We start from the raw sequence: 13,606 nt of genomic DNA, 5'->3' as shown, positions 1-13,606 counted from the left end.
AAACCCGGGAAGCGCGATGATGAAATGGTGCAAGACCCGGGTTGCACCCGGGCTACAAATCACGCGCGGTGATAAGGGTGATTGATCAACAAACTGTGTGCACGGAATAACTGCTCCGCTACAAGCACACGCACCATCCCATGCGGCAACGTAAGTTTTGAGAGCGCCCATTTACGATCAGCGCGCGCTAAAACTTCTGGCGCGTGACCGTCGGGGCCGCCGACGAGTAGGCAAACATCGCGGCCCATTTGCATCCAGGATTTCATCGCATCGCCCCAGCCGGTGCTGGTGAGCGCGTCGCCATGTTCGTCCAGCGCGATTACATACGAATCACGTGGAATGGCTTTGAGGATTTTTTCGCCTTCGGCTTGTTTAACGCGAGCAATGTCGGCGTTTTTGCCGCGCTGTCCGGGCGCAATTTCGATGAGATGCAATGAGCATTCACGCGGCATGCGCCCGGCGTAGTCAGCGTAAGACGTTTCCACCCATGCCGGCATGCGGTTGCCGACGGCAATCAGGTGGATACGCATCTACAAGAAAATTACAGACGCGTTCTTTTCTTGATGTTCGACTTCTTCGCAGCTGGCTTTGCAGCCGGCTTGGAAGATGCTTTAAACGCGGGCTTAGCACCTGACTTGAAACCAGCCTTGGTTGCTGCTGGCTTGGCGCTTGGTTTGAATCCGGCTTTGCTTGCGCTTGGCTTGGACGCAGGCTTGGCGCTCGATTTGAAAGCAGGTTTAGCAGCTGGCTTCGATTTCGATACCGTCTTCTTCGCAGCGGAAGCCGGTGCGTTCTTCGAAACAAACTTACGGCCTGCAGCAATACCGGTCTTCTTCGGCTTGTCAGCCAAACGTGCTGCTGAACGCGAAACTGGCTTGTCGTCGCTCTTAGGCTTCACGCGCTTGGCTGGCTTCAAAGCTGCCTTGCCTGCGCTGCCCTTGCTGGCGAGCTTGCCCATCTTCTTGGCGCGCAGACCTGCACGAGCCAGTGGCGCTTTGCCACGAACAGCCTTCGGCGCTTCTTGCGGTTCTGGTGGCGCAACATCCCACAGTCTTTCGAGCTGGTAGAACGCACGAGCTTGAACCTGCATGACGTGAACCACCACGCCGCCGAGGTCAACGAGTACCCACTCGCCTTGCTCAATGCCTTCGATACCAATCGGGCGGTTGCCAAAATCTTTGGCCATTTGAATTACGTTGTCAGCCAGTGACTTCACGTGGCGATTCGACGTGCCCGTGCAAACAATCATGTGGTCGGTGATGGTAGTGAGCTTCATCACGTCGATGACTTTGATGTCGATCGCCTTCATGTCTTCGAGCGCGGCGACAGCAACCTGCAAGAGAGTCGAGGGCTTGGCCTTGACGGGCTTGGCAGTGGTTTTAGTGAGTCGTGGCATCTTCGTCCTGGGTCAGCACCGCGATATCTGCGGCAGTTATATGGTTGAGTATCGCATCCGGCAACAGACCGCGCACGGACTGTTTTTTCTTCAGTAGACGGCGAATACGGGTTGAGGAAATGTCCAGCAGCGGTAGATCCAGCTGCATCCACAGGCCCGCAGGCGCGTTGTGCAGCGCGTCCGGATCGGTGGTGCGCAGGCCTTCCAGCGTGCTGGCGCACTCGGCAGACGCATCAAGTTTGGCGCCCTTGCGGGCGATCACGACCAGATGCGCCAGATTCAATAGTTCTTTCCAACGGTGCCAAGTGTGTAGATGCGCGAACGCATCGGCACCCATGATCAGCACTAGCGATGCTTTTGGATACTGCGCACGCAGCTCCGTCAGCGTATCGAAAGTAAACGATGTGCCTTGACGCAAAATCTCGCGATCATCGGCGACAAAGCCTTTCTCTTTACGCAGCGCCAAACGCAGCCATTCCAGACGACGCTGCGCGCTAACGCGTGCGACCGTGCGGTGTGGTGGATTGGCCGTAGGAATCAGATGCATGACAGATAGATCGAGACGCTCACGGCATTCGATCGCGACGCGCAGATGCCCGTTATGGAAAGGAGCAAACGCGCCGCCGAAAATGCCAATCGCTTTCATGCGTGACGATTAGCGAACATTGCCATCGCCAAACACAATCCACTTCTGCGAGGTTAAACCTTCAAGACCGACTGGTCCGCGTGCGTGGAACTTGTCAGTGCTGATGCCGATTTCGGCGCCAAGACCATACTCATAACCATCAGCAAAACGCGTTGAGGCATTAACCATCACCGAGCTCGAATCCACTTCGCGAATGAACTGACGCGCGCGGCTTAAGTTTTCAGTGATGATGGCGTCGGTGTGTGCCGAGCTGTACGTGTTGACGTGATCAATCGCTTGATCAACGTTATCGACAATCTTGATCGACAAAATCGGCGCGAGATATTCCGTGCGCCAGTCTTCTTCCGTCGCAGGACGAATGTCTTTGAGAATCTTGCGCGTGCGGTCACAGCCGCGCAGTTCAACGCCAGCCTCTACGTAAATGTCTTGCAGACGTGGCAATACTTTTTCTGCAATCAGTTTGTCGACCAGCAGCGTCTCCATCGTGTTGCAGGTGCCGTAGCGCTGCGTCTTGGCGTTCACCGCCACTGCAATTGCTTTTTCAATATCAGCCGCTGCGTCGATGTAAACGTGGCAAATGCCATCGAGATGTTTGATCACCGGCACGCGAGCATTTTTGCTCACGGCCTCGACCAGACCCTTGCCGCCGCGCGGAATGATGACGTCGATAAATTCTGGCATCGCGACCATTTCGCCAACGGTGCGACGGTCGGTGATGTCGAGCACTTGCACGGCGTCTTCTGGCAAGCCAGCAGCGCCGAGTGCGCGTTCAATGCAACGCGCAATCGCTTGATTGGAGTTCATCGCCTCAGAGCCGCCGCGAAGAATCGCAGCGTTGCCAGACTTGAGGCACAGCGCCGCTGCATCAGCAGTGACGTTAGGACGAGATTCGTAAATGATGCCGACGACGCCGAGTGGCACGCGCATCTTGCCGACTTGAATGCCGGATGGGCGCATCTTCATGTCGGTGATTTCGCCGACGGGGTCAGCCAGATTGGCGACCTGCTTCACACCGTCTGCCATTGCAGCGATGCGGTCTTCGTTCAGCTCAAGACGATCCAGCAGCGCAGCGTCGAGCTTGGCAGCACGACCACTTCGCATGTCTTCAGCGTTGGCCTGCAGCAAGCTGCGGGTTTCGTTGATCAGGATTTCGGCGAGCGCGAACAAACAGGCGTTCTTGGTGCCGGAATCAGCCTTGGCCATTTCACGTGCGGCAACCCGGGCTTTTTTGCCCTTGTCCTGCATGTAATTAGCGATCGCTTGATCGTCGCCTTTGCTCTTTACAGCTTTAGTTGCGGTACTCATGGGACTCTACGAGAGGCGGCGCCACTGGCCGCGAGCGTCAATATTAACAATTCCTCCCATGCCTGTTCCTTTCCGCCGGTCGATTTAGCCGCCGAATCGATGGTGGCGCAGCGCCTGAGCCAGCCGTAAACCTGCGGTAAACGGGTGCGAATCAGCGCCTTAGACAGCTGGGCCTGGTTTTTTCGGGGCACGCCAGCCTGCTGGCAGGCACTGCCCGCATCGCCAGATTGCGCATAAGCGGCCTGCGCTTTGGCCCAAGTGCGCAGGCTCCAGAGCAGCGCGCCGAGGATTTCCATCACCTCAAAACCCTCTTCGCGGAGGCGATTCAGGCTGCGGACGGCGCCGGGGGCGTCGCCCTGTTGCATAAGCGCAATAAAGTCGAAGGCCTCATAACGGGCGCTGTCGGCCACCGCGTTTTCGAGCTCATCAACGGTGATGCGGCTGTTCGGATAGAGCAGATTTAGCTTGTAGATGTCCTGCGAAGCGGCGAGCAGATTTCCTTCGGTGCGCTCAGCGAGCAGCGAGAGTGCTTCTGGCTCCAGGTCTACACCCGCCAATTTCATCCGCGATTCCAGCCAAGGCTTGAACTCACCTGCCTGCATCGGCTCGAAATAAAGCGCCGCGCCATTGGTTTCAAACGCCATGTACCAAGCGCCGGAACGGCTACGCCATTCAATCGCGCCACAAATCAGGATCAGCAAAACATCTTGCGGCGGCTTGCTCGCCAACTGCTGCAACACCTTGCTGCCTTCAACGCCCGGCGCACCGGAGGGCAAATTGATCTCAACAATGCGACGCGTCGCGAACAGCGACATGCTGGCGCAGGAATCGACCACCCGCTGCCAGTTGAAACTCTTATCGACATCCAGCGTCTCGCGCTCGCTGTAACCATCCTTGCGAGCTTTGGCACGGATTGCGTCGAGCGATTCTTGAATCAGCAAAGGTTCTTCGCCAGCCACGATGTAGATGGGGGCTAGGCCTCTGGTGAGATGCGAGGAGAGTTGGCTGGAGCTGAGGCGCACGGGGATAAAACTGGTTATTGAAAGGCCATTCTACCGGTTGGGGCGATGGTGGTCATGTTCAGTTAGCGCTGTCTGTTGCTATTTGAGGTGGCGTCTTTCGCGCTGTGGCGCGAGTGACTTTTCTTTGCGTGCCCAAAGAAAAGTAACCAAAAGAAACGGCACCCTGCGACTACGCCGGAACAAAAAGCGTTCCGGTTCCCTGCGCTTCTCGCACTGATCGGGGTGCATGACAGGCCATCCATGGCCAGGCATGCACGCTCGGCTCCTGCCTCGCCCGACGCGAAGCGTCGGCAATAACCGATCAGTGCTGTGATGCTCGGCGTTGTCGAAGGGAACCCGGCAAAGCAAAGCCACTTGTACATCTCATTAGCTAGCGAGCGAATGTGCCGTGATGAAGTGATTGATGTGATCAAAAGTGCTGCTAACACTTTTACTGTTCTCAAGAACCGCTTAAGCCTTTGAGGAGATCCCCGCAACATTCACAGCAAGAGTCGCTTTGCTTTTGATGTCGGGCCCCTTCGGCAGCGCCGAGCATCACAGTCTTGTCCGGTTATTGCCGCGCAACGACGCGGGCGAGGCAGGAGCCGAGCGTGCGTGTCTGGCCATGGATGGCCTGTCACGCACCCCGGTCAAGACGAGAAGCGCAGGGTGCCCGCACAGCTTCATCGTGCGGGCGTAGACGCAGGGTGTGCTTTCTTTTGGTTAGCTTTTCTTTGCACAAGCAAAGAAAAGTAACTCGCGCCTCAGCGCGAAAAACGCCATCTCAAAGAAGAACAGGCAGTAGTTAAAAAAGCAAAAGCAAAACTGGATTGCCGCCTACGCGGGAATGACAGACAAAAAAGAAACGCGCCTTGCGGCGCGTTTCTTTCAATCAATCCAGCATGGCTCAACCTTTAGACCATAAGCTCCATCTGAAAATCCCCCTTGGAAGCCCCGCAATCCGGACAGGTCCAATCCTCGGGAATATCTTCCCAGCGAGTGCCCGCAGCAATTCCATCCGCCGGCCAGCCAACTGCTTCGTCATAAACGTAGCCACATCCGGCGCACTGCCATTTACGCAATTTCACTGCGTTCTGGTTCCAGTGACCGCAACAAAATCCACCTTCTCTCTCACCGCACAATCCGGACAAGGCCATGCATCTGGAATCTGCGACCAACGCGTGCCTGCGGCAAAACCTTCACGCGGACAGCCCTGCGCTTCGTCGTAGATGTAACCGCAATCCGTGCATTGATAACGCGCAGCATCCGCAGCCGTTGCAGGTTTGATCGCCGCGTGACCACCGGGGAACAGCGCCGGATTGCCATCACTAGGCACTTGGTTGTTCCAGCGTGCGAGCAGTTCTGCGCGCTTCGGCGGATAGATGTTGGCTTGGCTCAAATCGCCTTTGAAATGCTTGGCCACCAACGGATCCATCTGGCGGAACCACAGGAATGGGATGTAAGCCGGAATCAGCATCGACGCATAACCCGATGGCAGCTGTGGGCTTTCATCAAAGTGGCGCAGTGCCTGGAAGCGACGCGTTGGATTCGCGTGGTGATCCGAATGACGCTGCAGCTGATACAGAAAAAGATTGGTAACGATGTGATTGCTGTTCCAAGAATGTTTTGGTTGGCAACGCTCGTAACGACCATCAGCGCCCTTCTTACGGAGTAGGCCGTAATGCTCGATGTAGTTGATGACTTCTAGCAACGATGCGCCGTAGAACGCTTGCAGCAACAGGAACGGCAGCGCCGCCCAACCCAGCCACAGCACGATGGCGCCGAAGAACACCCAGGTCATTGCCCATGATTGGAGGTTGTCGTTATCCAAACTCCACACGCTCTTGCCAGTGCGCGCGAGCCGTTCTTTCTCGATGCCCCAAGCGGATTTCACAGCGCCGATCATTGTGCGCGGCAGAAATGCCCAGAAGGATTCGCCCATCTTGGAGCTAGCCGGATCATCTGGCGTCGCGACATTCTTGTGATGGCCACGCGTGTGCTCAACATAGAAATGGCCATAGGCCACTGGTGCCAAAGTGATCTTGGCGAGCCAACGATCAAGCGACTCTTTCTTGTGTCCTAGTTCATGCGCCGTATTGATGGCAATACCGTTTGCAGTACCCACCGTGAAGATCAAGCCGACCAGTTCAAAACCCGACACGTGATTGTTCACCACCAGCCATGCGCCCCAGATGGTGGCGAGGAATTGCGTAGGGATATAGGCGTAAACGATGGCGCGGTAGTAGAGGTTGTTTTCCAACTCTGCCACTGCAGATTCAGGCGGATTATTTTTGTCTTCGCCAATCAACCAATCGAGCAAAGGGATCAAGCCGTATACGAGCAGCGGGCCGCCCCAAGCCCAAACCGTCCAGCCCGTCCATTGGAAGAGACCAATGGCGGCGAGCACCAAAACTGGAATCAAAGGACTCAGCAACCAAAGATAGAATTTACCGTCGACCCAGTGTTCTTTAGCTGGTGTCCCGGCTTGGTTCATGACTGTGCTCATGTCTCTCTCCACCTTGTCGCCCGACTATGGTCTCGGGCTGCCACGACGGTATATGCCCGGCGCGGTGGTATAGTCAATGCCATTGCACAATGGCGGAATACGCTGCACTCCGGCAAACCACAGTCAAACGCCGCCGCCTGCGCCAAACGCCGGAAAAATCTATTAAAACGCCGCTCAGCGGCCGACTGACCCGATGGAACACATAGATACGCTGAGTCTGATCCTGAACGACATCCGTCTACACGGCGCGGTTTTCCGCGAGTCGCAGATGTCGGCGCCGTGGGCGATGCGACTGCATACGCCAGGGCTCACCAGCTTTCATATCGTTACCCGTGGCGAAGCTTGGCTGCTGCGTGCGAATGCTGAGCCGCTGAAATTGCAGGCGGGCGATATCGTGACGCTGCCCAGTGGCGTTGAGCATCGCGTACAAGACGATCCCGCCACGCGCGTAACACCGCACGACTTGATGCCAGAACTCAGCGGCTTGCAGGTCGAGCCGGTGCGCCTTGGTGCCGACGGCACCACGACCGGATTGCTCAGCGGTCATTTCCGTTTCGATATTGATCTGGCGCGGCCGTTGATTGCAGCGCTGCCGGATGTCATGCATCTGCGCAGCATCACCGGGACGCCCCCGCTCTGGCTGCGCATTGGCTTGCAGTTCATTGCGCAGGAAACGGCAACCACGCAGCCCGGCCAACAAGTCATCATTAATCGCATCGCTGACATTTTGTTGGTGGAAGCTTTGCGCGATCACGTCGCCTCACTGCCGGAAGGCGTTGGCAACTGGCTGCTGGCCTTGCGTGATAGCTCCTTATCCGCCGCCCTCGCCGCCATGCATCAAGCGCCAGAGCGCAATTGGACGGTGCCGGAACTGGCCGAGATCGCGCATCTGTCGCGCTCCGCGTTTGCCGAGCGTTTTGCGCAGGTGATGGGTCAGCCGCCGCTGTCGTATCTCACCGAACACCGCATGCGTCTGGCCGCGTGGAAACTGACGCAGACGCGACTGACGATGGCACAAATTGCTGCACAGGTCGGTTACGCCTCAGAAACCGCGTTTAGTCAGGCTTTTAAGCGCGCCCACGGACAATCTCCGTCCGGCTTCCGAAAGACTTAAAATAGGCCCCATGGAACGCAACTACACCCCCGCCGATCATTTGTTGATGCGCCTGCAACAGGGCCTGTCGATTCTTGCGCCGCGCAACGACATCGGTCGCAAAAATCCTTCGCAGCACACCGAAGAACCGGAGCTGCAGGATCGCGAACGTCGTCATGCCGCAGGTTTGATGCGCGTGAATCACGCGGGTGAAGTTGCAGCGCAGGCGCTGTATCACGGCCAGGCACTCACTGCGCGTAACCCACAGGTGCGTGAGCATCTGCTGAAAGCTGCTGCGGAAGAACAAGATCATCTGCGTTGGTGCGAAGAACGTTTGGGTGAACTCGGCGAAGGCCCGAGCAAACTCAAACCACTTTGGTACGCAGGCTCGTTTGCGATTGGCGCTGCTGCAGGTTTGGCTGGCGACAAGTGGAGCTTGGGTTTTGTTGCTGAAACCGAGAAACAAGTTTCTGAACACTTGGGCGAGCATCTGCAAAATCTGCCCGAGCAAGACGAAAAGAGCCGCAGCATCATCAGTACCATGCAGGCTGACGAAACCCGTCACGGTCATGAAGCTGAAGAAGCGGGCGGTCGCCAACTGCCCTTGCCTATTCGCGAGCTGATGAAGCGCGCCGCCAAGGTCATGAAGCGCGCTGCTTATCGCTTCTAAGCTGGATCCGTAGGGTGCGCTGTGCGCACGCGGTAATGAGTACGCGTGCGCACAACGCACCCTACATCGCTTTATAAAGTACGAACGGGCATAAGCGGCGAACGATCAGCCGCAGTGCACACCCAGCGATAGGTCTAGTATTCCCTCATCGGCGAAAGCCCTCCAGATGAGGACAGCAAGATGAAAAGACGTGAACTGATGCGCCATGGCCTTGCCGCAATTGGCATCGCTGCTTTTGCAAAACCACTGTCTGCCATCGCCGCGCAAGTGAGCGCCAAACTCAGCAAGAGCAAAGCCGAGTGGCAAAAACTTTTACAGCCTGCGCAATACGACGTGCTGTTTGAAGAAGGCACGGAGTATCCAAATAGCAGCCCGCTGTTGAAAGAAAAACGCGCCGGGAAATTTATCTGCGCGGCCTGCTATCTGCCGCTGTTTGATACCAGCACCAAATACGAAAGTGGCACCGGCTGGCCAAGTTTTTATGCAGCCCTGCCGGATGGCGTAGCAACAAAAGTTGATTTCAAACTTGTATTGCCACGCACCGAATATCACTGCTCACGCTGTGGCGGTCACCAAGGCCACGTGTTCGACGATGGCCCTCAGCCGACCGGCAAGCGCTACTGCAATAACGGCGTGGCGCTGTTGTTCGTACCTAAGGATCAAGACCTGCCCGCACTCCGAAGCTAGTCATCACGTATCAACGAAATGACCTGCTGAATCCTGAAACAAAAAGCCCCGCAATTTGTGGGGCTTCTGTTTGCAACAACTCAAGCAACAATCTTTCAGCGCTCGAAAACCAACAGCGTCGAAGTCGCTGACGCGTAGAGCCTTCCTTGCGCATCGCACAGACGCGCCTCCGCAAATGCAGCGCGACGACCGATCGACAACACCTTACCCTCAGCGCGCAACACGCCGGAATCTTTGCTGATCGCCTTGTGGTATGCGACCTTCAACTCCAGCGTTGTGTAGCCCTGCGTTGGACTCAAGCGCGAATGCACTGCACAGCCACAAGCGGAATCAAGCAGCGTCGCGGCGTAACCACCGTGCACGCTACCGATTGGGTTGTAAGCACGCTCGCTCGGCACACCAGCAAAGACTGCAAGGCCCGCTTCGACTTCGACGAAATCGAAGTCGAGTGCGCTGAGAATGCCCGGCTTGCGGCCGGACGCCATCAACGCGCGCAGCTGCGCAAGACCATCCAAGCCGGGCGCCACTTCATCAGCGAGCCCAGCCATTACGCACCTTCCAGAATTGCGACTGCGCCTAAGCCACCTGCGGCACACAAGGAAACTAACGTGCGTCCAGATTTACCTGTCTTGGCGCGATGCGCCGCCAACTGCTTGGCTGCACCTGCCAATACGCGTGCACCGGTTGCAGCAAATGGATGGCCCACGCCCAGAGATCCACCATTGACGTTGAGCTTGCTGCGATCAATCTTGCCAAGCGCCGCATTCAAACCGAGCTTGTTGCGACTGAACTCGTCGCTTTCCCAGGCTGCGAGCGTGCACAGCACTTGTCCGGCAAACGCTTCATGAATTTCGTAGTAGTCGAAATCCTGCAGCGTTAAACCATTGCGTGCGAGCAAGCGTGGCACGGCGTAGGCAGGTGCCATCAACAAACCTTCTGCATCAGGCCCAAAGAAGTCCACTGCGGCTGTTTCTGCATCCACCAGGAATGCTTGTGGCTTGTGGCCATTCGCAGCCGCCCATTCTTCAGACGACAACAACAACGCAGCAGCGCCATCGGTCAGCGGTGTCGAGTTACCTGCGGTCAACGTGCCCTTGCCTGAAGTCTTGTCGAATGCAGGCTTGAGCTTGGCGAGCTTCTCGGCCGTGGTGTCGGCACGCAGATTGTTATCGCGATCCAAGCCCTTAAATGGCACCAAGAGATCGCTGTAGAAACCTTCCTTGTATGCACGCGCAGCGTTGAGATGACTAGCCAGCGCCAGTTCATCCTGCGCCTCACGCGTGATGCCCCACTGCTTCACCATCAATTCAGTGTGTTCGCCCATGCTCATGCCCGTGCGACGCTCGTTCACGTTCGGCACTGAAGGCTTGAACATGGAAGGACGCAATTGCGTGATTAGCGAAAACTTTTCACCATTGGTCTTGGCGCGATTGATCTTCAGAATCAATTTGCGCAGAGAATCTTGCAGCGACACTGGGGCATCAGAAGAAGAATCAACGCCGCCTGCGATGCCGACTTCAATCTGTCCCGCTGCAATCTTGTTACCAACGGCAATCGCTGTTTCTAGCGAAGTCGCACAAGCCTGTTGCACGTCGTACGCCGGTGTCTGCGCAGAAAGCCCGCTGTCGAGCGTGGCTTCGCGGCTGATGTTGGCATCACGCGAATGCTTGAGCACCGCGCCTGCCGCGACCTCACCGATGCGTTGGCCTTTGAGACCAAATTTATCAACCACGCCACGCAGCGCTGCGGTCAACATTTCAATATTGCTGGCCTCGGCGTACTGGGTGTTCTGACGCGCAAACGGTATGCGCTGACCACCTAAAATTGCGATTCTCTTTGAAGTTTTCATGACACACTCCTAGCTAGTGATAGCCAACAATTAATTCTTGTAACGAGCAGCAGCCTGATTGCGCGAAAGATTCGGGCCGAGCTTGAGACGCGCTGCTGTAGCGTTATTCCAATCTTCGATGTTCGGCAATGACGGAATCGTGACGACCTCACCTTGGTCGTAGCCAGACAATGCTGCGTCCACCATTTCATCCACGTCCATCAGAATTTCCTGCGGCAGATTGTGAATGCCGGTGCCTGAGCGTTCCCAAATTTCAGTGCGCGTCGCGCCCGGCAAAACGGCCTGCACTTGAACGCCCTTGCCTGCCAACTCTTGCTGCAATTTGAGCGTGAGGTTGAGCACGTACGCTTTAGTGCCGCTATACGCACCGTTAAACATTTCTGGGGCCAGCGCCAATACCGAACTGATATTGATCAGGCTGCCTGCTTTGCGCGCGACAAAACCCGCCAGCGCGGCGAGCGCCAAACGTGATGGCGCGGTGATGTTGAGCTGGATCATTTTCTCCAGCACCGCCGGATCGGCATCAATCAGTTCGCCACTCATGGCGACACCGGCATTATTTACGAGCATCGTGATCTGGCTGTTCTCGCGCAGCTGTTGTTCAACGCGTGCCAGATCGGCCGCGACGGTCAAATCGGCTTGAATCACTTCAACCGGAACGCCGCTCTGTTGACGCAGTTTGCCTGCCAGCTGCTCAAGACGTTGCAGGTCGCGGGCGACCAGAATCAGCCCGTAGCCGCGCTTGGCGAGGCGATCGGCGTATGTCGCGCCAATACCTGTTGAGGCGCCGGTGATCAGGGCAAAACCTTTGTTCTGTGCTTGTGTCATTTCCGCTCTCCAGTGATTCATGCCTATTTACATGATGGTCATCATGATTAATTATATGACGACCATCATGTATAATGTCAAGCATTGGAAGTGAGGAGACTGAAATATGAAAGTCAGCAGAGAACAGGCCGCGGAGAACCGGGAGAAGATCCTGTCGGCAGCGGCGGCGCTTTTCCGGGAGCGCGGCTTTGAAGGCATCGGCGTATCCGATCTGATGAAACAGGTTGGGCTGACGCACGGTGGCTTTTACGGCCACTTCAAATCCAAAGAGGACTTAATGGCGCAGGCCTGCACCTATGCCTTCGAGGAAAAATTGCGCGCTTGGGGCGCACCGCTCGCTCGCAAGAGTGAAAAGCCACTCGTTGATTTCACCAATGGCTATCTGACGACGCAACACCGCGACAGTCCGGAGAACGGCTGCGTGATTGCTGCGCTGGCGGTGGATTCGACACGCCAAGGCCCCGCCGTGCGCAGAGCCGTTACAGAAGGACTCAAGCAGCAGATCGAAATGTTGTCACTGATGGTGCCCGGCAAAACCGCTAAAGAACGTCGCGATAAGGCGTTGGCAACTTACTCCAGTCTGATCGGCGCTTTGATATTGGCGCGTGCGGTCGATGAGCCTGAGCTGTCAGCGGATTTTCTGCGTGCGGTGAAGGATTCAGTCACCGAATCCGCCTAAAGCTCTGCAAACAAAAAACCCACCTGACGGTGGGTTTTTTGTTACATCCAGCAGGTTAACGCTGAATGTTATTACCGTAATAAATTTCCATGATTTCGTGGTTCACGTTCTCACGGATTTTGCGGGCTTCGCGTGGTGGCAGTTCTGACGCACCTTCACCGAACAGATAGGTATCGAGGTCCAGTTCCTTCAGGCGCATCTTCGTGTGGAAGATGAATTCCTGATAAACGTTGACGTCGATCATCTGGTAACGATTTTTGATGTCGGCCGAGATGAAGCTCTGGATCGAATCCACGTTGTGGTCGATGAAGTGCTTCATGCCACGCACGTTGCGGGTAAAGCCGCGCACGCGGTAGTCGAGCACGACGATGTCGCTCTCGAAGGACTTGATCAGATAGTTCAGCGCCTTCAACGGCGAAATCTTGCCGCAGGTGGAGACGTCAATGTCTGCACGGAAGGTCGAGATGCCGTTATCCGGATGCGTTTCTGGATAGGTATGAACCGTGATGTGGCTCTTGTCCAAATGGCTGACGACCGAATTTTTCGGCGTCGTCAGGCCATCGTGGTGACCTTCCGAGATCAGCATCGTCACCGACGCGCCCTGTGGATCGTAATCCTGGCGCGCAATATTGAGGATGTTGGCGCCAATGATGTTGGCCACTTCCGTCAGGATCGCGGTCAAACGCTCAGCGTTATACGCCTCGTCGATGTACTCGAGGTACTCCTGCTGATGCTCTTTGCTGCGGGCATAGCAGATGTCATAAATGTTGAAACTCAAGGACTTAGTGAGGTTGTTGAACCCCAGCAGCTTGAGTTTCGGATTATTAGTTGGTTTGGGCTTGGGCTTGGCCAATGCAGGAACCCCTCAGATACAGAATAAAAAGGCGCGCCTATCAGCGCGCCCACTGCTGTCTATTATCCAATAAATCGCCCGCCGGTGTATGAA

General features: G+C 56.2%; 15 protein-coding genes. 4 read left to right on the top strand and 11 right to left on the bottom strand.

The genetic code is table 11. The features are described 5' to 3' along the window. Window positions 1–59 precede the first annotated feature (59 nt). The 7 genes from rlmH to CJD38_RS00425 all read right to left on the bottom strand — a co-directional run bounded on the left by rlmH (window position 60) and on the right by CJD38_RS00425 (window position 6,854). Entirely contained in the window at window positions 60–530 is a 471-nt protein-coding gene (rlmH, locus tag CJD38_RS00455; RefSeq protein WP_107938338.1) for a 23S rRNA (pseudouridine(1915)-N(3))-methyltransferase RlmH, read from the bottom strand. 11 nt (window positions 531–541) lie between these two features. Further along, complete coding sequence (rsfS, locus tag CJD38_RS18835) at window positions 542–1,396, bottom strand: ribosome silencing factor (RefSeq protein WP_206362832.1); 855 nt, start codon at window positions 1,394–1,396, stop codon at window positions 542–544. Then, window positions 1,380–2,042: a nicotinate-nucleotide adenylyltransferase gene (gene nadD, locus CJD38_RS00445; RefSeq protein WP_107938337.1), complete on the bottom strand. Its 663-nt coding sequence runs from the start codon at window positions 2,040–2,042 to the stop codon at window positions 1,380–1,382. The genes rsfS and nadD overlap by 17 nt, the downstream gene beginning before the upstream one ends. 9 nt (window positions 2,043–2,051) lie before the next feature. Next, window positions 2,052–3,347 carry a glutamate-5-semialdehyde dehydrogenase gene (locus tag CJD38_RS00440; RefSeq protein ID WP_240625553.1) on the bottom strand — a complete coding sequence of 432 codons (1,296 nt, stop codon included), beginning with the start codon at window positions 3,345–3,347 and terminating at the stop codon, window positions 2,052–2,054. Further along, window positions 3,344–4,369: a DNA polymerase III subunit delta gene (gene holA, locus CJD38_RS00435; RefSeq protein ID WP_107938336.1), complete on the bottom strand. Its 1,026-nt coding sequence runs from the start codon at window positions 4,367–4,369 to the stop codon at window positions 3,344–3,346. The genes CJD38_RS00440 and holA overlap by 4 nt, the downstream gene beginning before the upstream one ends. Window positions 4,370–5,262: 893 nt before the next feature. After that, window positions 5,263–5,430, bottom strand: a complete 168-nt coding sequence (locus tag CJD38_RS00430; RefSeq protein WP_107938973.1) for a rubredoxin — start codon at window positions 5,428–5,430, stop codon at window positions 5,263–5,265. A gap of 2 nt (window positions 5,431–5,432) precedes the next feature. Continuing rightward, window positions 5,433–6,854 carry a fatty acid desaturase gene (locus CJD38_RS00425; RefSeq protein WP_107938335.1) on the bottom strand — a complete coding sequence of 474 codons (1,422 nt, stop codon included), beginning with the start codon at window positions 6,852–6,854 and terminating at the stop codon, window positions 5,433–5,435. A gap of 193 nt (window positions 6,855–7,047) precedes the next feature. Between CJD38_RS00425 and CJD38_RS00420 the strand changes: the two genes are divergently transcribed. The 3 genes from CJD38_RS00420 (at window position 7,048) to msrB (ending at window position 9,304) form a co-directional block, all read left to right on the top strand. Then, the gene (locus tag CJD38_RS00420) at window positions 7,048–7,968 is read left to right on the top strand and encodes an AraC family transcriptional regulator (RefSeq protein ID WP_107938334.1); all 921 of its coding nucleotides are present in this window, start codon (window positions 7,048–7,050) and stop codon (window positions 7,966–7,968) included. A 10-nt stretch (window positions 7,969–7,978) separates the two neighbouring features. Then, a complete protein-coding gene (coq7, locus tag CJD38_RS00415; RefSeq protein ID WP_107938333.1) occupies window positions 7,979–8,617 on the top strand; it encodes a 2-polyprenyl-3-methyl-6-methoxy-1,4-benzoquinone monooxygenase in 639 nt (212 codons plus the stop codon). 180 nt (window positions 8,618–8,797) lie between these two features. Continuing rightward, window positions 8,798–9,304 (top strand): peptide-methionine (R)-S-oxide reductase MsrB, encoded by a 507-nt coding sequence (gene msrB, locus CJD38_RS00410; RefSeq protein WP_107938332.1) that lies wholly within the window; start codon window positions 8,798–8,800, stop codon window positions 9,302–9,304. A 95-nt stretch (window positions 9,305–9,399) separates the two neighbouring features. Here the strand turns inward: msrB and CJD38_RS00405 are convergent, their stop codons facing one another. Genes CJD38_RS00405 through CJD38_RS00395 form a run of 3 tightly spaced genes read right to left on the bottom strand, consistent with a single transcriptional unit; the run spans window position 9,400 to window position 11,981 of the window. Beyond that, complete coding sequence (locus tag CJD38_RS00405) at window positions 9,400–9,852, bottom strand: PaaI family thioesterase (protein WP_107938331.1); 453 nt, start codon at window positions 9,850–9,852, stop codon at window positions 9,400–9,402. Next, on the bottom strand, window positions 9,852–11,153 hold the full coding sequence (locus CJD38_RS00400; RefSeq protein WP_107938330.1) for an acetyl-CoA C-acetyltransferase: 1,302 nt from the start codon (window positions 11,151–11,153) through the stop codon (window positions 9,852–9,854). The genes CJD38_RS00405 and CJD38_RS00400 overlap by 1 nt, the downstream gene beginning before the upstream one ends. A gap of 30 nt (window positions 11,154–11,183) precedes the next feature. Next, window positions 11,184–11,981: an SDR family NAD(P)-dependent oxidoreductase gene (locus tag CJD38_RS00395; RefSeq protein ID WP_107938329.1), complete on the bottom strand. Its 798-nt coding sequence runs from the start codon at window positions 11,979–11,981 to the stop codon at window positions 11,184–11,186. A gap of 106 nt (window positions 11,982–12,087) precedes the next feature. Here CJD38_RS00395 and CJD38_RS00390 point away from each other — a divergent pair, with 106 nt between their 5' ends. Then, window positions 12,088–12,660: a TetR/AcrR family transcriptional regulator gene (locus tag CJD38_RS00390; RefSeq protein ID WP_107938328.1), complete on the top strand. Its 573-nt coding sequence runs from the start codon at window positions 12,088–12,090 to the stop codon at window positions 12,658–12,660. Between the two features lie 55 nt (window positions 12,661–12,715). On the opposite strand, the gene speD is transcribed toward CJD38_RS00390, so the two are convergent. Next, on the bottom strand, window positions 12,716–13,513 hold the full coding sequence (gene speD / locus CJD38_RS00385) for an adenosylmethionine decarboxylase (protein WP_107938327.1): 798 nt from the start codon (window positions 13,511–13,513) through the stop codon (window positions 12,716–12,718). Between the last annotated feature and the right edge of the window lie 93 nt (window positions 13,514–13,606).

It is taken from the genome of Stenotrophobium rhamnosiphilum, from assembly GCF_003052265.1.
Taxonomy (GTDB): domain Bacteria; phylum Pseudomonadota; class Gammaproteobacteria; order Nevskiales; family Nevskiaceae; genus Stenotrophobium; species Stenotrophobium rhamnosiphilum.
This window is presented reverse-complemented; position numbering and strand designations above follow the sequence as displayed.

Bases quoted from the DNA above. Each gene is read 5' to 3' on its own strand.
- rlmH (WP_107938338.1), bottom strand. From the start codon at position 530: ATGCGTATCCACCTGATTGCCGTCGGCAACCGCATGCCGGCATGGGTG.
- msrB (WP_107938332.1), top strand. From the start codon at position 8,798: ATGAAAAGACGTGAACTGATGCGCCATGGCCTTGCCGCAATTGGCATC.
- CJD38_RS00420 (WP_107938334.1), top strand. From the start codon at position 7,048: ATGGAACACATAGATACGCTGAGTCTGATCCTGAACGACATCCGTCTA.
- CJD38_RS00425 (WP_107938335.1), bottom strand. From the start codon at position 6,854: ATGAGCACAGTCATGAACCAAGCCGGGACACCAGCTAAAGAACACTGG.
- CJD38_RS00390 (WP_107938328.1), top strand. From the start codon at position 12,088: ATGAAAGTCAGCAGAGAACAGGCCGCGGAGAACCGGGAGAAGATCCTG.
- nadD (WP_107938337.1), bottom strand. From the start codon at position 2,042: ATGAAAGCGATTGGCATTTTCGGCGGCGCGTTTGCTCCTTTCCATAAC.
- CJD38_RS00400 (WP_107938330.1), bottom strand. From the start codon at position 11,153: ATGAAAACTTCAAAGAGAATCGCAATTTTAGGTGGTCAGCGCATACCG.
- CJD38_RS00405 (WP_107938331.1), bottom strand. From the start codon at position 9,852: ATGGCTGGGCTCGCTGATGAAGTGGCGCCCGGCTTGGATGGTCTTGCG.
- rsfS (WP_206362832.1), bottom strand. From the start codon at position 1,396: ATGCCACGACTCACTAAAACCACTGCCAAGCCCGTCAAGGCCAAGCCC.
- CJD38_RS00440 (WP_240625553.1), bottom strand. From the start codon at position 3,347: ATGAGTACCGCAACTAAAGCTGTAAAGAGCAAAGGCGACGATCAAGCG.
- CJD38_RS00395 (WP_107938329.1), bottom strand. From the start codon at position 11,981: ATGACACAAGCACAGAACAAAGGTTTTGCCCTGATCACCGGCGCCTCA.
- coq7 (WP_107938333.1), top strand. From the start codon at position 7,979: ATGGAACGCAACTACACCCCCGCCGATCATTTGTTGATGCGCCTGCAA.